20 protein-coding genes are annotated in these 21147 nt (G+C 72.4%); 11 read left to right on the top strand and 9 right to left on the bottom strand.

The annotated features are described in order from the left end of the window. Positions 1 to 78 precede the first annotated feature (78 nt). A complete protein-coding gene (gene serB, locus BSL84_RS07855; protein ID WP_030031185.1) occupies positions 79 to 1278 on the bottom strand; it encodes a phosphoserine phosphatase SerB in 1200 nt (399 codons plus the stop codon). 102 nt (positions 1279 to 1380) lie between these two features. Continuing rightward, positions 1381 to 2928 carry a streptophobe family protein gene (locus BSL84_RS07850; RefSeq protein ID WP_075970065.1) on the bottom strand — a complete coding sequence of 516 codons (1548 nt, stop codon included), beginning with the start codon at positions 2926 to 2928 and terminating at the stop codon, positions 1381 to 1383. A 232-nt stretch (positions 2929 to 3160) separates the two neighbouring features. On the opposite strand from BSL84_RS07850, the gene BSL84_RS07845 reads away from it, so the two are divergent. Together BSL84_RS07845 and BSL84_RS34660 are read left to right on the top strand one after the other, a co-directional pair. Further along, positions 3161 to 5707: an FHA domain-containing protein gene (locus BSL84_RS07845; RefSeq protein ID WP_075970064.1), complete on the top strand. Its 2547-nt coding sequence runs from the start codon at positions 3161 to 3163 to the stop codon at positions 5705 to 5707. A 213-nt stretch (positions 5708 to 5920) separates the two neighbouring features. Beyond that, positions 5921 to 6906, top strand: a protein-coding gene (locus BSL84_RS34660; RefSeq protein ID WP_420711141.1) for an IS5 family transposase whose coding sequence is annotated in 2 segments (ribosomal slippage) — positions 5921 to 6322 and positions 6325 to 6906 — 984 coding nt in all. Because the reading frame shifts where the segments join, the coding sequence is not laid out codon by codon here. 19 nt (positions 6907 to 6925) lie between these two features. Here BSL84_RS34660 and BSL84_RS07830 read toward each other — a convergent pair. The 3 genes from BSL84_RS07830 to BSL84_RS07820 all read right to left on the bottom strand — a co-directional run bounded on the left by BSL84_RS07830 (position 6926) and on the right by BSL84_RS07820 (position 9908). Continuing rightward, entirely contained in the window at positions 6926 to 7618 is a 693-nt protein-coding gene (locus BSL84_RS07830; protein ID WP_045322299.1) for a transglycosylase SLT domain-containing protein, read from the bottom strand. A gap of 296 nt (positions 7619 to 7914) precedes the next feature. After that, the gene (locus BSL84_RS07825; RefSeq protein ID WP_079273146.1) at positions 7915 to 9156 is read right to left on the bottom strand and encodes an S-adenosylmethionine:tRNA ribosyltransferase-isomerase; all 1242 of its coding nucleotides are present in this window, start codon (positions 9154 to 9156) and stop codon (positions 7915 to 7917) included. Continuing rightward, the gene (locus BSL84_RS07820) at positions 9153 to 9908 is read right to left on the bottom strand and encodes an SDR family NAD(P)-dependent oxidoreductase (RefSeq protein ID WP_075970063.1); all 756 of its coding nucleotides are present in this window, start codon (positions 9906 to 9908) and stop codon (positions 9153 to 9155) included. Before BSL84_RS07820 ends, BSL84_RS07825 begins: the two co-directional genes overlap by 4 nt. A gap of 194 nt (positions 9909 to 10102) precedes the next feature. On the opposite strand from BSL84_RS07820, the gene BSL84_RS07815 reads away from it, so the two are divergent. The 4 genes from BSL84_RS07815 to BSL84_RS07800 all read left to right on the top strand — a co-directional run bounded on the left by BSL84_RS07815 (position 10103) and on the right by BSL84_RS07800 (position 13457). Beyond that, positions 10103 to 11251 carry a GAF domain-containing sensor histidine kinase gene (locus BSL84_RS07815; protein WP_107484893.1) on the top strand — a complete coding sequence of 383 codons (1149 nt, stop codon included), beginning with the start codon at positions 10103 to 10105 and terminating at the stop codon, positions 11249 to 11251. Then, on the top strand, positions 11244 to 11906 hold the full coding sequence (locus BSL84_RS07810) for a response regulator (RefSeq protein WP_030031036.1): 663 nt from the start codon (positions 11244 to 11246) through the stop codon (positions 11904 to 11906). The genes BSL84_RS07815 and BSL84_RS07810 overlap by 8 nt, the downstream gene beginning before the upstream one ends. Positions 11907 to 12055: 149 nt before the next feature. Beyond that, positions 12056 to 12301, top strand: a complete 246-nt coding sequence (locus BSL84_RS07805) for a chaplin (RefSeq protein ID WP_045322296.1) — start codon at positions 12056 to 12058, stop codon at positions 12299 to 12301. A 169-nt stretch (positions 12302 to 12470) separates the two neighbouring features. Beyond that, the gene (locus BSL84_RS07800) at positions 12471 to 13457 is read left to right on the top strand and encodes a beta-propeller fold lactonase family protein (protein WP_107484754.1); all 987 of its coding nucleotides are present in this window, start codon (positions 12471 to 12473) and stop codon (positions 13455 to 13457) included. A gap of 430 nt (positions 13458 to 13887) precedes the next feature. Here BSL84_RS07800 and BSL84_RS07795 read toward each other — a convergent pair whose 3' ends face one another. After that, positions 13888 to 14661, bottom strand: coding sequence for a hypothetical protein (locus BSL84_RS07795; protein WP_045324356.1), 774 nt, complete (start codon positions 14659 to 14661; stop codon positions 13888 to 13890). Positions 14662 to 14794: 133 nt separating this feature from the next. Here BSL84_RS07795 and BSL84_RS07790 point away from each other — a divergent pair, with 133 nt between their 5' ends. The 4 genes from BSL84_RS07790 (at position 14795) to BSL84_RS07775 (ending at position 18079) form a co-directional block, all read left to right on the top strand. Continuing rightward, positions 14795 to 15589: an ABC transporter ATP-binding protein gene (locus BSL84_RS07790; protein WP_030028988.1), complete on the top strand. Its 795-nt coding sequence runs from the start codon at positions 14795 to 14797 to the stop codon at positions 15587 to 15589. Positions 15590 to 15721: 132 nt separating this feature from the next. Continuing rightward, the gene (locus tag BSL84_RS07785; RefSeq protein ID WP_030028989.1) at positions 15722 to 16150 is read left to right on the top strand and encodes an NfeD family protein; all 429 of its coding nucleotides are present in this window, start codon (positions 15722 to 15724) and stop codon (positions 16148 to 16150) included. Positions 16151 to 16232: 82 nt separating this feature from the next. Further along, positions 16233 to 17219 carry an SPFH domain-containing protein gene (locus tag BSL84_RS07780; protein WP_030028990.1) on the top strand — a complete coding sequence of 329 codons (987 nt, stop codon included), beginning with the start codon at positions 16233 to 16235 and terminating at the stop codon, positions 17217 to 17219. An 89-nt stretch (positions 17220 to 17308) separates the two neighbouring features. Beyond that, complete coding sequence (locus BSL84_RS07775; protein ID WP_030028991.1) at positions 17309 to 18079, top strand: sulfite exporter TauE/SafE family protein; 771 nt, start codon at positions 17309 to 17311, stop codon at positions 18077 to 18079. 37 nt (positions 18080 to 18116) lie between these two features. Here BSL84_RS07775 and BSL84_RS07770 read toward each other — a convergent pair whose 3' ends face one another. The 3 genes from BSL84_RS07770 to BSL84_RS07760 all read right to left on the bottom strand — a co-directional run bounded on the left by BSL84_RS07770 (position 18117) and on the right by BSL84_RS07760 (position 20209). After that, entirely contained in the window at positions 18117 to 18620 is a 504-nt protein-coding gene (locus BSL84_RS07770) for an HNH endonuclease (RefSeq protein WP_030028992.1), read from the bottom strand. A gap of 150 nt (positions 18621 to 18770) precedes the next feature. After that, entirely contained in the window at positions 18771 to 19307 is a 537-nt protein-coding gene (locus tag BSL84_RS07765; protein WP_030028994.1) for a YbhB/YbcL family Raf kinase inhibitor-like protein, read from the bottom strand. A 119-nt stretch (positions 19308 to 19426) separates the two neighbouring features. Next, the gene (locus tag BSL84_RS07760) at positions 19427 to 20209 is read right to left on the bottom strand and encodes a sporulation protein (RefSeq protein ID WP_030028995.1); all 783 of its coding nucleotides are present in this window, start codon (positions 20207 to 20209) and stop codon (positions 19427 to 19429) included. A 108-nt stretch (positions 20210 to 20317) separates the two neighbouring features. Here BSL84_RS07760 and BSL84_RS07755 point away from each other — a divergent pair, with 108 nt between their 5' ends. Then, on the top strand, positions 20318 to 20959 hold the full coding sequence (locus BSL84_RS07755; RefSeq protein ID WP_075970062.1) for a DNA-3-methyladenine glycosylase: 642 nt from the start codon (positions 20318 to 20320) through the stop codon (positions 20957 to 20959). Positions 20960 to 21147: the final 188 nt, after the last annotated feature.

Below are 21147 nucleotides of genomic sequence, written 5' to 3'. Positions count from 1 at the left end.
CGCCGCACGAGAGAGGGCCCCGGCCGCCGGGGCCCTCTCTCGTCTCCGGCCGACCAGGGTCGGACGGTCGGACAGCTCCTAGGCCAGGTCGGCGGCCTCGACCTCCTCGCGGGTGATGCCCAGCAGGTACAGCACCGCGTCCAGGAAGGGCACGTTCACCGCCGTGTGCGCCGCCTCGCGGACCACCGGCTTGGCATTGAAGGCCACACCCAGCCCGGCCGCGTTCAGCATGTCCAGGTCGTTGGCGCCGTCGCCGATGGCCACCGTCTGGGCCAGCGGCACCCCGGCCTCGGCGGCGAAGCGGCGCAGCAGCCGGGCCTTGCCCGCCCGGTCCACGATCTCGCCCGTGACCTTGCCCGTCAGCTTGCCGTCGACGATCTCCAGGGTGTTGGCGGAGGCGAAGTCCAGGCCCAGCCGCTCCCGCAGGTCGTCCGTCACCTGCGTGAAGCCGCCCGAGACCACACCCACCTGGTAGCCGAGCCGCTTCAGCGTACGGATCAGGGTCCGCGCGCCCGGGGTCAGCTGCACCTCGGTGCGGACCTTGTCCACGACGGACGCGTCCAGGCCCGCCAGCAGCGCCACCCGGGCGTGCAGCGACTGCTCGAAGTCGAGCTCACCGCGCATGGCCCGCTCGGTGACCTCGGCGACCTCGGCCTCGCACCCGGCGTGGGCCGCGAAGAGCTCGATGACCTCGTCCTGGATGAGGGTCGAGTCCACGTCCATGACGACCAGGCGCTGCGCCCGGCGGTGCAGCCCGGCCGACACCACGGCGATGTCCACGCCGATGTTCGCGGCGGCCGTCGCCAGCGCGGTGCGCAGCGGCTCGGTCTCCACGCCGGAGACGGCGAACTCCACCGCGGTCACCGGGTACTTGGCGAGCCGGAAGATACGGTCGATGTTGCCGCCGGCCCCGGTGATCTCCGCGGCGATGGCGGCCGTGGACTCGGCGGTCAGCGGGTGGCCGAGCACGGTGACGTGGGACCGGCCGCTGCCGCGCGGCCGGTTGTCGCCGGTACCGGAGAGGATCTCGGCCTGCAGCTTGAGCGATTCGGCCCAGCTGTGGACGGTGGCCCGCAGGTCGCCCTCGGTGCCGCCGACGGGCTTGGTGACGAGGGCGCACAGGACGATGCGGCCACGGGTGACGACCTGCTCGATGTCGACGACGTCGACGGAGTAGGCGGCGAGGGTGTCGAACAGCCCGGCGGTGATCCCGGGACGGTCCTTGCCGAAGATCTTGACGAGGAGGGTGGGGACGTCGGAGGTCTGCGATGCGCTCATGGTGCCCTCACCGTATCTTCCCCGCCCACGGGACAGGACCCCCGTCCCACTTCCTGAACGTGCCGCGTCCTGCCCGCGAAGGCGCCGCGTCCGGCCCGGCCGTCACCGCGGCGGAACCGGCGGCTCCGGCGCCTCGGGGGGCTCGGCTGGGTGCGGGGGCTGGGGCGGTCTCGGCGGTCTCGGCGGCGGTGGAGCGCCCGGCGGGGGCGGCGGGGTGAAAGGCGGCCGCCCCGGGGGCCGGGTGTGCCGCGGAGGGTGCGGCCGGATGCCGGTGACCGTCACATCCCAGGAGACGTCCGGATCCAGGTACGGCACCGCCCACTCGGGCGGCGGAGGTTGCCCGCCCCCGCTGTCGCGGCCGGCCCGGCCTCCCGGAACCGCCGCGACTGCCGCCCCCCGGCCCCGGCCCGCCAGCAGCGCACCCGCCCCGCCGGCCAGCGCACCCCACACCGAGCCCAGCAGCAGGGCGTACGGGACGTCCCCGCGCAGCTCCATCCCGGCACCGACCGTGTCCACCCCCGGTACCGCCAGAGAGGCGTCCGCCGACAGCCGCGTGAGCCGCACCAGCACCGCCAGCGCCACCCCGGTCACCGCCCCCAGCCGCAGCGCGCACCCCGCCACACCGCGCCCGGGAGTCCGTACGGCCGCCAGCACACCCGCGGCGAGCAGCAGCAGGAACGCCCCCGCCACCAGCAGCCAGACCCGCCCGTCGTACTCCGCGAGCCGGGCCACCGTCACCGGCTCCCGCGTCGACGCGGACAGCAGGTCGTCCAGCGGATCGGGAAGCAGCCCCGCCGCCTCACCCGAGGCCCCGCCGCGCACCGGCACGAACAGCCCCAGCAGCACCCCCAGCCAGCTCCCGTTCGGAGCCCCCAGCAGCGCGGCGCCCAGCACCCGCCGGGGATGGTCGTCGCCCAGCGCCGCCCACACCGCCGCCGCCCAGCCCGCCGCCACCGCGACCAGTCCCGCCGTCACCACCGCGAAGGCCGCGGGCCGCACCCGGGCGAGCACGGCCGGCCCGCGCCGCGAGACCAGTAGCGCCGACGCCAGCACCACGAGCGCCCACACGCCCGCGCCGACCCGCGTCGGCCCCGCCTCCACGGAGAAGCCCACCCGGGTCCGCGCCTCGACCAGGTCCCCGACACGGTCCGGGAGCAGCCCGCCGACGTCCCCGATCCCCGGCACCTCGACCTTCACCGGAGCCGGAGCCCTCGGCAGCGCCGCGCCGTCGAGGGTGACCACGTCGTGCCCGACCCACGCCAGCCCCCACGCCGCCGCGACGAGCAGCGCCGTGGACACCACGACCCTGGCAGCCGTCTCGCCCCCGCCCGACCCGACCCGCAGCGACCGCAGGAACACCCCCGCCAGCACCAGGGCCCCGGCCAGCGACACCCCCAAGGGCATGGCGTCCACGGAGGTTTCGGCCCCTGCCCCGGCAACTCCGAAGACCGAGACGTCACCCGAAGGTTCCACGGTTCCACCGATCGCGAGGACCACCACCGCGGCCGTCATCGCCCCGAGCGAGCCACCGGCGGCGTCCGCGCCCAGCAGGTGGAGCCCCAGGCCGGCCACCCCCGCCATCACGATCAGGGACCAGCCCACGGCCGCCACGGCGGACAGGAACACGTCTCCCCAGCGGATGCGGCGCACGCGGTGGACCCCCGATACCTGCCGAGCGGTACGCGACGGAACCCCCGGGCGAGAAGTCCCGTATCTCACTCTCCGGGTGGCTTTCGCCCCCGTCAACGGGCAGACGTAGACGCCGGGGCAAGGCCCGGATTCCACATACGGCCCCAGGCCTGAAATAGTTCCCCCGGATGTTCGCCATCCCTAGACTCCCTGACGTCATGGGGGATTCTCGGGGGACTTAAGTGGGGCTGGAGTGCCGGAACTCGTACTGGAATTGAATGGAAGGACCTGGACGCTCGATCCGTCCAGGTCGTACTCGCTGGGGCGCGACCCCCAGGGAGACGTGGTGATCGACGATGCGCGGGTGTCGTGGCGGCACGCCACCATCGCCTGGAACGGCCAGGGTTGGGGGCTTGAGGACCACGGCAGCACCAACGGCACCTACGTGCAGGGAGCGCGGGTCCAGCAGACCGCGCTGGTTCCCGGCACGCCCGTCCACCTGGGCAACGCCACCGACGGGCCGCGGCTGAACCTGAGCGCCGCCGCCGCGCCACAGCCGGCGCAGCCCGCCGCGGCGCAGCAGCAGGCACAGCAGACCCCGGCCCAGGCGTACGCCCAGCCCCAGGCCGCGGCCTACCAGGCGCCCCAACAGCACCAGCAGCCCCAGCAGGCCTGGAACCAGCAGCCGCACCAGCAGCACCAGCCGCAGGCCCACGTCCCGCAGCAGCAGGGCGGCGGCGCCGTGCCCCGCCAGCCGCAGGCCGCGGCGCCGGGCTACGGCGGCGACCGCAGCCCGACGACGTTCCACCAGCTCTCGCTGGGCCACGTCATGCGAATCGGCCGTGCGCTGGAGAACGAACTGGTGGTCTCCGACCTCCAGGTCTCCCGCCACCACGCCGAGTTCCGCTCGATGCCCGGCGGCCGCTTCGAGATCCGCGACCTCGGCAGCCACAACGGCACCTACGTCAACGGCCAGCCGCTGGCGAAGTCCGGCACCCAGCTCCTCGGCCCGAACGACATCGTCGGCGTCGGCCACTCGACGTTCCGCATCGTCGGGGACCGCCTTGAGGAGTTCGTCGACACCGGCGAGGTCTCCTTCTCGGCCCGCCACCTCACCGTCACGGTCGACGGCGGCAAGCAGATCCTCAAGGACGTCACCTTCGGCGTCCCGGAGAAGTCGCTGATCGGCGTCATCGGCCCGTCCGGCTCCGGCAAGTCGACGCTGCTCAAGGCGCTGACCGGCTACCGGCCCGCCGACCAGGGCGACGTCCTGTACGACAACCGCAACCTGTACAAGCAGTTCGCGGAGCTCCGCCAGCGCATCGGCCTGGTCCCGCAGGACGACATCCTGCACAAGGAGCTGAAGGTCAGCACCGCGCTCAAGTACGCGGCCAAGCTCCGCTTCCCCGGCGACACCGCCGAGTCCGAGCGCGCCGCCCGCATCGACGAGGTGCTGCGCGAGCTCAAGCTCGACATCCACAAGGACAAGAAGATCACCGCGCTCTCCGGCGGTCAGCGCAAGCGCGTGTCCGTGGCCCTGGAGCTGCTCACCAAGCCCTCGCTGATCTTCCTGGACGAGCCGACCTCCGGCCTCGACCCGGGCATGGACCGCGACGTCATGCAGCTGCTGCGCGGCCTCGCCGACGACGGCCGCACGGTCCTCGTCGTCACCCACTCCGTCGCCGAGCTGTCGCTCTGTGACAAGCTGCTGGTCATGGCCCCGGGCGGGTCGGTCGCCTACTTCGGTCCGCCGGACGAGGCGCTGAACTTCTTCGGCTACAGCACGTGGGCGGACGTCTTCTCGGCCTTCGAGAACTACCGCGACTACGACTGGGCGGGCCGCTGGAAGGGCTCCCAGCACTACCAGCTCTACGCCGCCGAGCTCGACGCGGTCGCCCCGCAGCCGGTGGTCATGCCGCCGGCGCAGCAGATGCGCCCGACCAAGCCGCAGGGCTGGGGCTCGCAGCTGTGGACGCTGATCCGCCGCTACGTCTCGGTGATCGCGTCGGACAAGGGCTTCATGGGCCTGATGCTGATCCTGCCGGCGGTCCTGGGCGTGGTCTCCACGGTCATCCCGGCGACCTTCGGCCTCGCGCCGCCGACCCCGCCGTCGCGCTTCAACGGCGACGCGGGCACGATCATGCTGATCCTCGCGGTCGGCATGTGCTTCTCCGGCGCCGCCAACTCGGTCCGAGAGCTGATCAAGGAACGCGTCATCTACGAGCGTGAGCGCGCGACCGGCCTGTCCCGGACCGCGTACCTCATGTCGAAGGTGATCGTCCTCGGTGTCATCACGGCCATCCAGGGCGTGATCATCTGCGCGATCGGCTTCACCCCGCGCGAGCTGCCCGCCGACGGCCTGCTGATGCCGCCGGCCGTCGAGCTGTGCGTGTCGGTCATCGCGCTCGGCTTCACCTCGATGATGTTCGGCCTGGTGATCTCCTCGCTGGTGAAGACCGCCGAGAAGACCATGCCGCTGCTCGTCATGTTCGCGATCGTCCAGGTCGTCTTCACCGGCATCCTCTTCCAGGTCTACGACTCCCCGGGCCTGGAGCAGTTCGCCTGGCTGATGCCGTCCCGCTGGGCCGTCGCCGCCGCCGGCACCACCCTGGACCTCGGCAAGCTCATGCCGCCGTGGGACGCCCAGAACCCGACCAACACCGACCCGCTCTGGGACGCCACGGTCGGCCAGTGGAGCCTGAACATCATCATCCTGCTGGCCATCGGCGTCGCGTGCGGCTTCCTCGTACAGCGCCTGCTGCGCCGCCACGAGCCCGAGGTCATGCGCGCGGGCAAGTAACGGCCGCCGCGCGAGAGCGCGTAGGCCGCAGGCCACGCGGGCCGCGCAGGACACCAACGCCGAAGGGCGGCACCCGGATCCGGGTGCCGCCCTTCGGCGTCGGGTGCGTGAGGGGGCGAGGACCGCCGAAGGCCTAGGTCCTGTCTGGAGTTCGGATCAGGAGTTCAGTAGATCGCCTGCGCGCGGAGGCTCGGTCTTGATAGACCGTCAGTCATGGCGCGAGGCGATCTCACCGACGAGCAGTGGGCCCTGATCGAGCCCCATCTGCCGATTGCCGCGGTTGGGCCCATCCCTGACCTGCGGAAGCACTTCAACGCGGTGATGTGGCGGTTCCGGACCGGTAGCCCCTGGCGTGACCTTCCGGGCGAGTTCGGGCCCTGGCAGAGCGCGTACGACCGCTTCCAGATCTGGGCGACGCAGGGCGTCTTCCAGCACCTCATGCAGGCAGTGATCGCCGAGGCCGCCACCCGCGGCCAGGCCGACTTGGGCCTGGTCAGCGTGGACTCGGCGACCGCCCGGGCCCACCATCACGCCGCCGGAATGGCCTTGGACCCCGAGCAGTTGGCGGCCTTGGAGATGGTCGTCGAGGTCGAAAAGGGGGCGAGGCGACTGGGCAAAGGCCGCAGGACGGACAGGTCGAGGATGAGGCGCGCATCGAGCGGCGACGGGCCCGTCGGCGACACAGGGCCCGCTTGAAAGCCGCCGAGCTGGGGCGTTCCCGAGGCGGGCTGACCAGCAAGATCCATGTGGCAGCCGACCGGCGCTGCCGCCCGCTTGCGTTCGTCCTCACGCCCGGGCAGGCCGGCGACAGCCCGCAGTTCGCCCCGGTCCTGGAGCGGGTCAAGGTACGCGGCCCGATCGGGCGTCCGCGGACCCGGCCGGACGCGGTGGCCGCGGACAAGGCGTACTCGTCCCGGCGCAACCGCCGCTACCTGCGACGACGCGGTATCCGAGCGGTGATCCCGGAGAAGGTCGACCAGGCCGCGAACCGCAAGAAGCGTGGCAGCGTCGGCGGTCGGCCGGTCTCGCACGACACGGCGCTCTACAAGGAGCGCAACACCGTGGAACGGTGCATCAACCGACTGCGGAACTGGCGCGGTATCGCTACCCGGTACGACAAGACCCCGAAGAGCTACGAGGCCGGACTGCACCTGTGCGGTGCGATGCTCTGGCTCCGCAGCATCGCACCACACTCATGATCCGGACTCCAGACAGGACCTAGTAGGCGCTGTTGACGTTGTCCATCGAGCCGTACCGGTCGGCCGCGTAGTTGCAGGCGGCGACGATGTTGGCGACCGGGTCGTACTGGTCGAACTTGGTGCCCTTGACGTGGTATGCCTTGAAGGTCGGGAGGATGACCTGGAGCAGACCCTTGCTGGGGATGCCGTTCTGGGCGTTGATGTCCCAGTTGTTGATCGCCATCGGGTTGCCGCTGGACTCACGCATGATGTTGCGGTGAATACCGGCGTAGGTGCCCGGAATGCCCTCCTTCTTCATGATGAAGAGGGCTTCCTTGATCCAGCCGTCAAGGTTGTTCGCGAACACCGGCTTGCGGGCGGCGGAGCGGCTGGCCGCGGCCTTCTGCTCGCGGGCCTTCTTCGCGGCGGCCTCGGCCTTGGCCTTGGCGTCGGCGTCGGCCTTCGCCTTGGCGGCGACGGCGGCGGCCTTGGCGTTGGCAGCGGCGATGACGTGCTGGGTGGAGAGGTGGCCGTACAGCGCCTTCGTCTGCGTGCCGTTCACGGCCTGGGTCCAGGCGACGGGGGCGGCGGAGATGGTGGTCTCGGCCTCGGCGGCGTCGGCGGGGACGAGGGAGAAGGCGACGGCGGCGGCGCTCAGGGTGGCTACGCCGGCGATGGACAGCTTGTGTGCCTTCGTCAGACGACTGTGACCGGGAGTGCGGGAAGCAGACATGGCGGGGCAACCTCTTCGAATAGCGGGGGCCGCAGGAAGGCGCCGAGCGGATCCGGGATCCGCGGCGCCTGGCGACGGGAGCAATTCTTAGCGGCGGCAAAATCCTGTGGCAAAGGTGTGACGTACGATCCCGCTTAGTGGATCAGGGGCGCGCGCCGGAGCCCGCCGTGCGGCCCCGGCGCTACGCCTGCCCGCACCGACAGGACCTGCACCCTTCCACTAAAGAGCTTCGTAAGTGATGTGGGTCCTATGCCGGGGCTCACACCGCCCTTACGTCGTTCTCACCATGAGTTGCTTCAGCAATGCGATCCGTGACGGCTGTCATCCCTGAGGAGCAGGTGGACGTCCCCGAACTCATGCCAGAGGCAGTGCCGGGACAGGGTCTGCGCATACCCGAGGCGTACGGCGGCGCGCCCGGCCACCGCCTCCAGCATCAGCAGATGGGACGCCTCGGGCTCGTGCAGCCCGGTCAGCAGGCCGTCCACCACCCGCACCCCGCGCCCGGGCGTCACCACCAGATCGGTCCACCCGCCCGCCGCGCGCACCACCCCGCGCGCGTCCGCCGCCGACTCCAGCGCCCGCACCGCCGTGGTCCCCACCGCGATCACCCGCCCGCCCCCCGCCCGCGCCGCGTTCACCAGTGCCGCCGTCGCGGCCGGCACCGCGTACCGTTCCGGGTAGGGCGGCTCGTGCGCCTCCTGCGAGGCCACCCCCGTGTGCAGGACCAGCGGCGCGAACTGCACCCCGCGGCTCACCAGCCGTGCCACCAGCTCCGCCGTGAAGGGCCGGCCCGCGCTCGGCATCTCCGCCGACCCCGCCCCGTCGGCCGACGGCAGCGCGAACACCGTTTGGTACGCCGACAGCGGCTGGTCCCGCTCCGTGTAGGCGTACCGGATCGGCCGCCCGTGCTCCCGCAGCAGCTCCGGGACCCCGTACGGCGCGGGGGAGGGCCGCGCCCACCACAGCCGGTCCGCGCCCGCCGTCAGTGGCTCCTCCAGCACCAGGCCGCGTCCGCCCGGCAGCTCCACCACCGCCCCCGCCGGCCCGCCCGGGCGAGGCCGGGTCGTCCCCCGGTTTGCCGGCGCGCGCAGCTCCACCGCCCAGCGGCCGTCGTCCCCCCGGGTCGAGAAGTGGACCACCACGGCCTCGCCGCCCAGCCGGGCGTCCACGGCGGCCGCGAGAGTGGCCGAGGTGTTCACCACCAGCACGTCTCCGGCCCGCAGCAGGTGCGGAAGCTCGCGGAACGCGTGCAGCGACGGCTGCGCGGTGCCGCGGGACACCAGCAGCCGCACCGAGTCCCGCCCCAGCCCCGGACCCCGCTGCTCAGCCGGAACCCGGGCCAGCAGTTCGCGAGGTATGTCCCTTATATACAGTCCTGCTGTGTGTGGTCCCGGAGCCGACCCCGCAGCCGCCCCCTCGCTTCCCCCCGCCACCGGCGCCGAACGCCCGCCCGCCGCGCCGCCCGCCGCGCCGCCCGGCCCGCCGCCGGTCACAGCAGCCCCGCCCGGCGTCCGCCTCCCGATCCCGATCCCGCTCATCGCTCGGCCCCGCTGCCGGCCGGGGACCCGGCCAGCCCCTCCGCCGTGTAGCGCCCGCTCGGCAGACCCAGCGCCACGAGCCGCAACAGCAGCGGAGCCACCTCCTCCGGCGCCGGCAGCCCCGCCAGGTCCTCACCCGGCTCCGCCGCCGCCATCATCCGCGTCCGCATCGACCCCGGATCCGCCCACCACACCCGCAGCTCCGGCTCCTCCACCGCCAGCACCGCCGACATCAGGTCCACCGCCGCCTTGGTCGCCCCGTACGCACCCCACGTGGCGTACGGAACGACCCCGGCGTCCGAGCTGACGTTCAGCACCGCCCCCGCCGCCGAGGCCCGCAGCAGCGGCAGCCCCTCCTGTACCAGACCCAGCGGCCCCAGCACATTGACCTCGAACGCCTCGCGCAGCCCGGCCGCCGGCTGGACCGCCAGCGGCACCAGCGGCTCCGCACCGAGCACCCCCGCGTTGTTCACCAGCAGGTCCAGCCCGCCCAGCCCCCGCGCGGCCGCCACCAGCTCCGCCCGGTGCCCCGCCGAGGACACGTCCCCGGCCACCGCCGCGACCCGCACCCCCTCGGCCCGCACCCCCTCGGCCCGCACCCCCTCGGCCCGCTCCAGCACGGCGGCCGCCGCCTCCTCCAGTGCGGCCGCACCCCGCGCGCTCAGCACCAGGTCCCAGCCCCGCGCCGCCAGCTCCCCGGCCAGCGCCCGGCCGAGCCCCCTGGACGCCCCCGTCACGATCGCCACCGACATGACAGCACCCTCGCCTTCGTTCCGATCAGCAGATGCCCTCAACCTAGGAACGGCCCGGCCGCCCCCGCGTCGGCCGCCGGCCCCACCCCCACAGGTCCCTTCGACCTACGCCCCACGGCCCGCCCCGGGTCCTCCCACCGCCCGATCCGGCAGGTCACCGCCGCCGGTACGGTGAAGCCATGACCGCAAGCCCCCTGCCGGGCGGACCCCGCAGCGGCCTGGCCGCCGTGAGCACCGCGCTGCTCGCGATGAGCCGCCGACTGGAGGTCCGCGACGTGCTGCGCACGATCGTGGTGTCCGCCCGCGAGCTGCTGGACGCCGAGTACGCGGCCCTCGGCGTCCCGGACGACCACGGCGGCTTCGCCCAGTTCGTCGTCGACGGCATCAGCGCGGAGCAGTGGCGGCGGATCGGCCCGCTGCCCCGGCAGCACGGCATCCTCGCCGCGATGCTCCACGAGAACGGCCCCGAGCGACTGGCCGACGTACGCAAGGACCCCCGCTTCGAGGGCTGGCCCGCCGCCCACCCCGAGATGTCCGACTTCCTGGGCATGCCCGTCCGCGACGGCGAGGAGACCCTCGGGGCGATCTTCCTCGCGAACAAGCGCAGCGCCCCCGACGGCGCCGACCGCGTCTTCACCGACGAGGACCAGGACCTCCTCTCCCTCCTCGCCCAGCACGCCGCGATCGCCCTCACCAACGCCCGGCTCTACGAACGCAGCCGCGAGCTCACCATCGCCGAGGAGCGCTCCCGCCTCGCCCACGAACTGCACGACGCCGTCAGCCAGAAGCTGTTCTCCCTGCGCCTCACCGCCCAGGCTGCCGCGACCCTCGTCGACCGCGACCCGGCCCGGGCCAAGGACGAGCTCCATCAGGTCGCCGCCCTCGCGGCGGAGGCCGCCGACGAACTGCGCGCCGCCGTCACCGAGCTGCGCCCGGCCGCCCTGGACGAGGACGGCCTGGTGGCCACGCTGCGCACGCACGTCCACGTACTCGACCGTGCGCACACCGCGCACGTCACCTTCACCTGCGACGGCGTACGGGCCCTCCCCGCGGCACAGGAGGAAGCGGTGCTCCGCGTCGCCCAGGAGGCCCTGCACAACGCCCTGCGCCACTCGGACGGCGACCGCGTCGACGTCACCCTCGCCCGGACGCCCGCCGGCGGCGCGGTCCTCACGGTCGCCGACTCCGGCAAGGGCTTCGACCCCCGGGCCGTCCGCCGGGCGGGCCGCCACCTGGGCCTGGTCTCCATGCGGGACCGCGCGAGCGGCGCCGGAGGCCGCCTCGCCGTGCACTCGGAGCCCGGTCGGGGCACCACGATCGAGATGGAGGTCCCCGGTGGCTGACAGCACCGGCCGAAGCGGCGGCCGTATCCGTGTCCTGCTGGTGGACGACCACCAGGTGGTCCGGCGGGGCCTGCGCACCTTCCTGGAGGTCCAGGAGGACATCGAGGTCGTCGGGGAGGCCTCCGACGGCGAGGAGGGCATCGCCCGCGCCGAGGAGCTGCGGCCCGACGTGATCCTGATGGACGTGAAGATGCCGGGCACCGACGGCATCGAGGCCCTGCGCCGGCTCGGCGAGTCGGCGAACCCGGCGCGGGTCCTGATCGTCACCAGCTTCACGGAGCAGCGGACCGTGGTCCCGGCCCTGCGCGCCGGCGCGGCGGGATACGTCTACAAGGACATCGACCCCGACGCCCTGGCCGCGGCCATCCGCTCCGTCCGCGCGGGCCACGTCCTGCTCCAGCCGGAGGTGGCCCACGCCCTGCTCTCCCAGGACGACCAGAACTCCCCGGCGGGCCGGCCCGGCTCGCTGACGGACCGCGAGCGGGAGGTCCTCTGCCTCATCGCGGACGGCCGCTCCAACCGGGAGATCGCCCGCGCCCTGGTGCTGTCCGAGAAGACGGTCAAGACCCACGTCTCGAACATCCTGATGAAGCTGGACCTTTCCGACCGGACCCAGGCCGCGTTGTGGGCGGTCAGGCACGGAATCGCCGTCTGACGAGCCCGAATCGGACCGCCTCCGTCCGGGATGAGATTCATACAAACGGGTGTATGTAGCCCACATGGCGTATCCCGGCGGGCGGGGCGGCCGTTCTCCATGCGTGCCGCGACGGCTGGTCGCGGCCGACGCAACGGAGGAACGAGAACGTGAAGAACTTCAAGAAGGCCGCAGCCGTCACCATGATCGCGGGCGGCCTCCTCGCCGCCGGCGCGGGTGTCTCCTCGGCGCACGGCGGTGCGTCCGCGGAGGGCGAGGCCCTGAACTCGCCCGGCGTGGCCTCGGGGAACCTGCTCCAGGCACCGGTGCACGTCCCCGTGAACGTCGTGGGCAACACGGTCAGCGTGATCGGCCTGCTCAACGGCGCCTGGGGCAACACCGGCGTGAACGCCTGACCCCACCCCATCCGGCGGCTCCGCTTCCCACTCTCCCCGGAAGCGGAGCCGCATCGGTGTGTCCGGACGGCGGGTGCCGCCACGCACCCCCGGCACGAGCCTCACCCCGCACCGCCACCGGCCGCGCCGATCCACCAGGGAGCACGGGACAGCCCTTAGCTTTGCCCGCATGACGAGGAACAGTGACATCGCACGCCGGACCGCCGCCGTGCTCTGCGCGACCGCGGCCCTGACGGGACTGTCCGCCGCACCGCCCGAGCGGCCCGGCCCCGTCGTCCACGTCGCGAACCTGCACTCCGACACCGTCTCGGTCGTCGACATCCGCACCGGCGCCGTCGTGGACGACATCCCCGTGGGCGACGGCCCCGACAGCGTCGCCGTCAGCCCCGACGGCGCCCGCCTCTACGTCACCGACTCCGGGGCGGACACCGTGTCCGTGATCGACACCCGCACCAGGACGGTCGTCGACACCATCACAGTCGGGCGGGAACCGAGCAGAGCGACCGTCTCGCCGGACAACGAGCGCGTCTACGTGGCCAACGTCGGCGCCGACACCGTGTCGGTGATCAGCACCCGCACCGGCACCGTCACGGACACCATCGCCGTGGGCGACGCGCCCCTGGGCCTGGCGGTCACCCCGGACGGACGCACCCTCTACGTCGCCAACGCCGGGTCCGACAGCGTCTCCGTGGTCCGCACCGACAGCGGCACCGTCACCGGCGCCGTCCCCGTCGGCGCCGGACCCACCGCGCTCGCCCTCGCCCCCGACTGCCGCCACCTCTACGTCTCCAACCTGACCTCGGACGACGTGTCGGTGGTCGACATCAGGGAAGGCGCCGAGACGGCCCGCGTCCCGGTCGGCGACCAGCCCGCCGGCATCGGAGTACGGCCGGACGGCCGCCGGGTCTACGTCGCCGACATCGGCTCGGACACCGTGTCGGTCATCGACACCCGCAGGCACACCGTCACGGACACCATCCCCGTGGGCGACGGCCCCAACGGCCTCGCCGTCGACCCGGACGGCTCCCGTGTGTACGTCAGCAACTTCGACTCCGACACCCTGACGGTGATCGACACCGAAACGGCCACCCCCACGGCCACCGTCCCGGTGGGAGACGGCCCCACAGGCGTCGCCACGCAGCCGGCCCCGCGCTGAACCGGCCCCGCCGGCGTTCGAGGCACCCCCGCCCACCCGGGCCCGCCGGGTCCGGGCGCACGAGCCGGCCCCGCCGGCGTTCGAGGCGCGGGTTGCGGGGCGGAGCCCCGCGAAGCCCGGGCGCACTCCGGGGCCCGACACCCCGCGGGAGGCGGCTGGGGCGTGTTGCGAAAGTCCCGTCCGGCTCGCGGCGCCTGGCACGGCACCTCGCGGCGTTGTCGGGATCGCCCGCGCGATGACCGCCCTGCGGGCGGACGACACCCCCTTGGGGCCTGTATCGAGTTGCCCCGCGGCGTCGCGACGCCCGGCACGCACCCTCGGCGCACGAGCCGAATGCCCTGGTAGCTCCGCTACGAGGACATTCGTCCCGCACGCCGAGGGCACGCACCGAACGCCGCTCCTTGCTCCACGGGGCAACTCGATACAGACCCTAGTGCTGCTCCACCGCCGAGTTGTACGCGGCGACCAGCGCCCGCCGCGCGACCCGCTCTACCGGCCGCAGCGCCTCCGCCCGCGCCGCCATCTCCGACGCGGCCACCGCACCCCCGTGCCCGCTCTCGTACGCCAGCGACACCATCAGGTCCACCCGCTGCGCCAGCGCCAGCACCCGTACCGCCCGCGCCGGATACCCCGGCGCCAGCGTGTCCCGCCCCGCCTCGGCCCGCGCCCGGTACGCCGACAGCGCCGCCTCCGCCACCGGCCCGGACCCCGCCACGTCCAGCCGGGTCAGCACGCCGGTCGCCTCGCGCAGCGCCTCCGCCAGCTCCCGCTCCGCCTCGCCCAGCGACGGCACATCGGCCGGCGGGGCCTCCCGTACCGGCAGCACGTGCCAGGTCACCGACACGTGCACGTCCCCGGCCGGACCGGCCTCGGCCACCTCCGGCACCAGCCCCAGCGCCGCGCCCACCGCGACGACCGCCTCCTCGGCCTCCAGCGCCCGCGCGTTGAACTCCGGCGGCCCGCTCAGCCCCAGTGGATGCCCCGGCGCCGGCAGCGCGACCCGCAGACCGCTCACCCCCAGCGCGCGCAGCCGGCCGAGCGCCAGCGTGAGCCCCACCGGCCCGGCCTCGCCCGGCAGCCCCGCCACCCGGTGCACGGCGTCCTCGCCCACGATCGACATCGCGGCCTCGTCGGGCGAGACCAGACCGGCCAGCAGCGCGTTCCCCCAGGCGGCCAGCCGCCCTGAACGTGGTTCGAAAAGCATCCCCCCACTTTACGGATCGCCACCCGCACCGGGCCCCGGCCCCGGACCCCGTCGCGAGTGGCGTAGGTTTTCCCCTGGGGCTGCGTCTACCGGCGCACAGTGAACCGTGACTGCAAGGGGTGACAACACGCTCATGAGCGATGTTCTGGAGCTGGTGGACGTATCCGTGGTCCGCGAGGGCCGGGCTCTGGTGGACCAGGTCTCCTGGTCGGTGAAGGAGGGCGAGCGCTGGGTGATCCTCGGCCCCAACGGCGCCGGCAAGACCACTCTGCTGAACCTCGCCTCCAGCTACCTCTTCCCCACCAAGGGCTCCGCCACCATCCTCGGCAGCACCCTCGGCAAGGTCGACGTGTTCGAGCTGCGCCCCCGCATCGGCATGGCCGGCATCGCGATGGCCGACAAGCTCCCGAAGCGGCAGACCGTCCTGCAGACCGTCCTCACCGCCGCCTACGGCATGACGGCGACCTGGCAGGAGGAGTACGAGGCGGTCGACGAGCAGCGAGCCCGCGCCTTCCTCGACCGCCTCGGCATGACCGAGTACCTCGACCGGAAGTTCGGCACCCTCTCCGAGGGCGAGCGCAAGCGCACCCTGATCGCCCGCGCACTCATGACCGACCCCGAGCTGCTGCTCCTCGACGAGCCCGCCGCGGGCCTCGACCTCGGCGGCCGCGAGGACCTCGTACGCCGCCTCGGCCGCCTCGCCCGCGACCCGCTCGCCCCCTCCATGGTCATGGTCACGCACCACGTCGAGGAGATCGCCCCCGGCTTCACCCACGTCCTGATGATCCGCCAGGGCAAGGTCGTCACCGCAGGCCCCATCGACCTCGAACTGACCTCCCGCAACCTCTCCCTCTGCTTCGGCCTCCCCCTGGTCGTCGAGCGCAACGGAACCGACCGCTGGACCGCCCAGGGCCTGCCCCTCGGCTGACCCGCAGCCCAGGCCGGGCCGGGCGTGAGCCCCGCGCCCGCGCCCCGCGCCGCAGCATCCCGCACGGTCACGCTCCGGGTACGGTCCCCCGCACCCTGTCCCGACCGCGCCCTGTCGACCTACCATGACCACGTGGACATCGACGCGTGGGTGTGGTGGCTCATCGGCGCGGTCGGACTGGGCATCCCCCTCGTCCTGACCGCCATGCCGGAGTTCGGCATGTTCGCCGTCGGGGCGGTGGCGGCAGCCGTCACGGCGGCCCTCGGCGGGGGAGTGGTGGCCCAAGTCCTCGTGTTCACGGTGGTGTCGGTCGCGCTGATCGCCGTGGTCCGGCCCATCGCCAACCGCCACCGCGACCAGCGCCCCCAACACCGCAGCGGAATCGACGCGTTGAAGGGCAGAAGCGCCGTCGTCCTCGAACGCGTCGACGGGACGGGCGGCAGGATCAAACTCGCCGGCGAGGTCTGGTCCGCCCGCGCCCTCGACGCCGACACCAGCTTCGAACCCGGCCGGTCCGTCGACGTGGTGGAGATCGACGGAGCCACCGCCATCGTGATGTGAAAGCGCCTGCTCGCGGCCCCCAGGTCTGCGAGACTCCGATCAACGGGGCAGCACAGACAGCCGGAAGGGCACGGGGAACCGCATGCAACCGATCATCATCGTCCTGATCATTCTGGTGGTTCTGGTCTTCATCGCACTGGTCAAGACGATCCAGGTGATCCCGCAGGCCAGCGCCGCCATCGTCGAGCGGTTCGGCCGCTACACCCGCACCCTGAACGCGGGCCTCAACATCGTCGTCCCGTTCATCGACTCCATCCGCAACCGGATCGACCTGCGCGAACAGGTCGTCCCCTTCCCGCCGCAGCCCGTCATCACCCAGGACAACCTGGTCGTCAACATCGACACCGTCATCTACTACCAGGTGACCGACGCACGCGCGGCCACCTACGAAGTGGCCAGCTACATCCAGGCCATCGAACAGCTCACCGTCACCACGCTGCGCAACATCATCGGCGGCATGGACCTGGAGCGCACCCTCACCTCCCGCGAGGAGATCAACGCCGCCCTGCGCGGAGTCCTCGACGAGGCCACCGGCAAGTGGGGCATCCGCGTCAACCGCGTCGAGCTCAAGGCCATCGAGCCGCCGACCTCCATCCAGGACTCGATGGAGAAGCAGATGCGCGCCGACCGCGACAAGCGCGCCGCGATCCTCCAGGCCGAGGGCGTCCGGCAGTCCGAGATCCTGCGCGCCGAGGGTGAGAAGCAGTCCTCCATCCTGCGCGCCGAGGGCGAGGCCAAGGCCGCCGCACTCAAGGCCGAGGGTGAAGCACAGGCCATCCGTACGGTGTTCGAGTCCATCCACGCCGGCGACGCCGACCAGAAGCTCCTCGCCTACCAGTACCTGCAGATGCTCCCGAAGATCGCCGAGGGCGACGCCAACAAGCTCTGGATCGTCCCCAGCGAAATCGGCGACGCCCTCAAGGGCCTCTCCGGCGCCATGGGCAACTTCGGCCCCCTCGGCGGCGGTTCGGGCTTCAACCCGCAGAACTCCGGCAAGGACGGCGGCGGCATCCCGGCCGCCCGGGACAAGGACAGCGCGGACCGCCGCGAGCAGCCCCCCATCGACTGACCCCCCACTCCTTGCTGCATGATCAGTGAGGCCCCTCGACCTTCATGGCGGGGAGGCGACTCACTCATGCAAAGGGGATGGCACCGTCCATGTCCATCTGGGAAGCACTCGCGGTCTTCGCCGCCGGCATCGGCGCAGGCACGATCAACACCATCGTCGGCTCCGGCACCCTCATCACCTTCCCGGTGCTGCTGGCCACCGGCCTGCCACCGGTCACCGCCAACGTCTCCAACACCCTCGGCCTGGTTCCCGGTTCCATCAGCGGCGCCATCGGCTACCGCAAGGAGCTCCAGGGGCAGCGCGCCCGTGTCCTGCGGCTCGGAGCGGTCTCCGCCGTCGGGGGGCTCGCGGGCGCGGCCCTGCTCCTGGCCCTGCCGTCCGACTCCTTCGACACGATCGTGCCCGTCCTGATCGGGCTCGCCCTCGTCCTCGTCATCCTGCAGCCCCGGCTCGCGGCCGCCCTGCGCCGACGCCAGGAAGCCGCCGGAGGCGACACCGGCCACCCCGACGGCGGCCCGGTCCTGCTCGGCGGCATGCTGTTCTCCAGCGCCTACGGCGGCTACTTCGGCGCGGCCCAGGGCGTGCTCTACCTCGGCCTGATGGGCCTGCTCCTCCGAGACGACCTGCAACGGATCAACGCCGTCAAGAACGTCATCGCCGCCCTGGTGAACGGCATCGCGGCCGTCTTCTTCCTCTTCGTCGCCGAGTTCGACTGGACGGCCGTCCTCCTCATCGCCGTCGGCTCGACGATCGGCGGCCAGATCGGCGCGAAGGTCGGCCGCCGACTCCCGCCGACCGTCCTGCGCGGGGTCATCGTGACGGTCGGAACCCTCGCGATCGTCCAGCTGCTGCTCCGCTGAGCGACGTAGCAGAACTACGCCGCTCAGCGCAGGCGCCCTAGGCGGAACGCTCCAGCCACTCCGGCAGCGCGTCCTGCCCGGCCACCCCCAGCGCGAGGAGCATCGCGTCCGCCGGAGACGGCACGAACGGCTTCCGGAGGAGCGGCATCCCCGCCTCCTCCGGAGTCCGGGCCGCCTTGCGGTGGTTGTCCTCGGCGCAGGACGCCACCGTGTTCAGCCAGGTGTCCCCACCGCCCTGGGCCCGGGGCAGTACGTGGTCCACCGTGGTCGCGCGCTTGCCGCAGTACGCGCACCGGTGCTGGTCCCGGACCAGCACCCCCCTCCGCGACCAGGGAGCGTGTCTTCGGAAGGGCACCCTGACATACCTGCACAGCCGGATCACCCGAGGCATCGGAAGCTCCATGGTGGCGGCGCGGACACGGAGATCGGGGTGCGACTGTTCGACGACGGCCTTGTCCTGGAGCACCAGGACCACAGCCCGGTTCAGCGTCACCGTCGACAGCGGCTCGAAGCTCGCATTCAGCACCAGCGTGTCCCGCATCTCGCCCACCTCCCGTGTGCAGGCCCGCGACCACCATGGCGGCAGGGCCCGCGACCACTCTGGCCGCGCGCGCCACGCGGGACAACGCAATAAAAATGCCCGGTCCCGGCCGACTTCAGACCTGGGACCGGGCAAACACCGGGTGGACGATCAGCGTGCGGCGGGCGCCTCGTACTCCGCCACGAGCTGCGCGCGCCCCAGCGCGTGGAACCGCAGATGGAATCCGACGACCGCCGGCGAGGAGTCCTCGTCCGGGCCGAGCTGCTCCCGGTCCACCGCATACACGGTGAAGACGTAGCGGTGCCGCTCCCCGCGCGGCGGGGCCGCGCCGCCGAAGTCCCGCGTCCCGTAGTCGTTCCGCGCGTGCACGGCCCCCTCGGGCAGGCCGGTGAAGTCCCCCGTACCCGCGCCCGCCGGCAGCTCCGTCACCGAGGCGGGCAGGTCGAAGAGCACCCAGTGCCAGAACCCGCTGCCCGTGGGGGCGTCCGGGTCGAAGCAGGTCACCGCGAAGCTCTTCGTCCCCTCGGGAAAACCCTCCCAGCGCAGATGCGGCGAGACGTTCTTCCCCGTCAGGACCTGCGCGGCGTGGAGGTCCTCCCCGTGGGAGACGTCCTCACTGGTCACCGTGAAGGACGCGACCTCGGGGTGGAAGTCGTGCGGAAGGGGCGCCCTGCTCTGCTCTGACACTGCTGAACCTCCGGAAGGGGGAGCGACATCGGACCGCGCCCGCCGTGTACGGACGCGGTCCCGAGCCTAGGGGGTGACCCACCGAACGGGCCGGATCGGCGGGACACCGCCGACGCCCCCTAGAACCAGTTGCGCTGCGAGCCCACCGAGGCGATCCACTGGTTCAGGTACGCCGCCCAGTCCGTGTCCTGGTACGACTGCAGACCCACCTGGAAGCAGCGGTAGGTGTCGCTGCCCTCGCTGAACAGGCCCGGCTTCTTGTCCATCTCCAGGACGACGTCCATCTCACGGCCGTCCGAGACGAACGTCAGCTCGACCTGGTGCAGACCCCGGTACTGCGACGGCGGCAGGAACTCGATCTCCTGGTAGAAGGGGAGCGTCTGCCGCGTCCCGCGGATGTGACCGCGCTCCATGTCCGCGCTGCGGAAGGTGAAGCCGAGCTGGCGGAAGGCGTCCAGGATCGCCTGCTGGGCCGGCACCGGGTGCACGTTGATCGCGTCGAGGTCGCCCGCGTCGACCGCACGCGCGATCTCCAGCTCGGTGCTGACCCCGATGTTCATGCCGTGCAGGTGCTGACCCGCGAAGTGGGTGATCGGCGTCTCCCAGGGGATCTCCAGGGCGAAGGGCACCACGTGCAGCGCGCCGGCCTGCACCTGGAAGGCACCGCCGAGGCGCTGCTTGGTGAAGACGACGTCCTGCTTGTACTCCTGGTCACCGCCCTCGACCTCGACCCGGGCCTGCAGCCCGACGGACAGCCCCTCGATCTGCTGCTCCACGGATCCGCCCTGGAGCCGGACCTCGCCCTGGACGATCCCGCCCGGTACGACGTTCGGCTCGGTGATGATCGTGTCCACCGAGGCACCACCGGCACCCAGGCTCGCGAACAGCTTCTTGAAGCCCATGCTCAAACTCCCCTTGAACGATCTGGCGACTACGCCGCGACTACCCCTTACAAACGCGGAACCTTAGGCCCCGGTTGCAGGTGAGCGCCTTCCACTACGCTCGACCGGATGAGCGCACGACTCGACCGTACGCCCCTGTCCCGGTCCTTCTTCGACCGCCCGGTCCTCACCGTGGCCCCGGACCTCCTCGGCCGCACCCTGGTCCGCAATACCGAGGAGGGCCCCCTGGAGCTGCGCATCACGGAGGTAGAGGCGTACGAAGGGGAGTCCGATCCGGGTTCCCACGCCTACCGCGGACGCACGGCGCGGAACGCGTCGATGTTCGGTCCACCCGGACACGCGTACGTCTACTTCATCTACGGCATGTGGTTCAGCCTCAACCTGGTGTGCGGCCCGCCGGGCCATGCGAGCGGGGTCCTGCTGCGGGCGGGGGAGATCACGACCGGCGCCGACCTGGCCGCCAAACGTCGAGTTTCAGCCAGAAGGCCGAGTGAACTCGCCAAAGGCCCGGCTCGCCTGGCCACCGCCCTGGACGTGGACCGCTCACTCGACGGGACCGACCTGTGTGGGGGCCCCGATTCCCCCTTGTCCGTCCTCACGGGCACCCCCACCTGGCCTGACCTGGTCAGCAGCGGGCCACGCACGGGAGTCGGCGGAGCCGGCGCGGACCACCCGTACCGCTTCTGGATCACCCACGACCCGACGGTGAGCCCCTACCGGGCCCACGCGCCGCGCCGCCGCTCAACTTGACGCACCCTTGCCGGACGTCTAACGTAGTTCGAGCCGCTTTTACGGGCACTGCCATCGGCAGACCCCGGAGCGGCCAACCCACTACCTACGACGCGCCCCCGGCGGGGGTCCATTCGGCGTTCCCGAATTCCCGGCCGGTGACTCGATTATGAGTCGCAGAGGGAAAGCGCTAACGTGGTGGAGCCGAA

Origin of the sequence: Streptomyces sp. TN58 (genome assembly GCF_001941845.1) — a bacterium.
Lineage (GTDB): Bacteria > Actinomycetota > Actinomycetes > Streptomycetales > Streptomycetaceae > Streptomyces.
The sequence above is the reverse complement of the archived record's forward strand: the minus strand, read 5'-3'. Positions and strand labels throughout refer to the sequence as shown.

What these genes read in the sequence shown, in the direction of transcription:
- BSL84_RS07780 (WP_030028990.1), top strand. Translation starts at nt 16,233, where the DNA reads ATGCAACCGATCATCATCGTCCTGATCATTCTGGTGGTTCTGGTCTTC.
- BSL84_RS07800 (WP_107484754.1), top strand. Translation starts at nt 12,471, where the DNA reads ATGACGAGGAACAGTGACATCGCACGCCGGACCGCCGCCGTGCTCTGC.
- BSL84_RS07790 (WP_030028988.1), top strand. Translation starts at nt 14,795, where the DNA reads ATGAGCGATGTTCTGGAGCTGGTGGACGTATCCGTGGTCCGCGAGGGC.
- BSL84_RS07825 (WP_079273146.1), bottom strand. Translation starts at nt 9,156, where the DNA reads ATGAGCGGGATCGGGATCGGGAGGCGGACGCCGGGCGGGGCTGCTGTG.
- BSL84_RS07820 (WP_075970063.1), bottom strand. Translation starts at nt 9,908, where the DNA reads ATGTCGGTGGCGATCGTGACGGGGGCGTCCAGGGGGCTCGGCCGGGCG.
- serB (WP_030031185.1), bottom strand. Translation starts at nt 1,278, where the DNA reads ATGAGCGCATCGCAGACCTCCGACGTCCCCACCCTCCTCGTCAAGATC.
- BSL84_RS07755 (WP_075970062.1), top strand. Translation starts at nt 20,318, where the DNA reads ATGAGCGCACGACTCGACCGTACGCCCCTGTCCCGGTCCTTCTTCGAC.
- BSL84_RS07760 (WP_030028995.1), bottom strand. Translation starts at nt 20,209, where the DNA reads ATGGGCTTCAAGAAGCTGTTCGCGAGCCTGGGTGCCGGTGGTGCCTCG.
- BSL84_RS07775 (WP_030028991.1), top strand. Translation starts at nt 17,309, where the DNA reads ATGTCCATCTGGGAAGCACTCGCGGTCTTCGCCGCCGGCATCGGCGCA.
- BSL84_RS07830 (WP_045322299.1), bottom strand. Translation starts at nt 7,618, where the DNA reads ATGTCTGCTTCCCGCACTCCCGGTCACAGTCGTCTGACGAAGGCACAC.
- BSL84_RS07795 (WP_045324356.1), bottom strand. Translation starts at nt 14,661, where the DNA reads ATGCTTTTCGAACCACGTTCAGGGCGGCTGGCCGCCTGGGGGAACGCG.
- BSL84_RS07770 (WP_030028992.1), bottom strand. Translation starts at nt 18,620, where the DNA reads ATGCGGGACACGCTGGTGCTGAATGCGAGCTTCGAGCCGCTGTCGACG.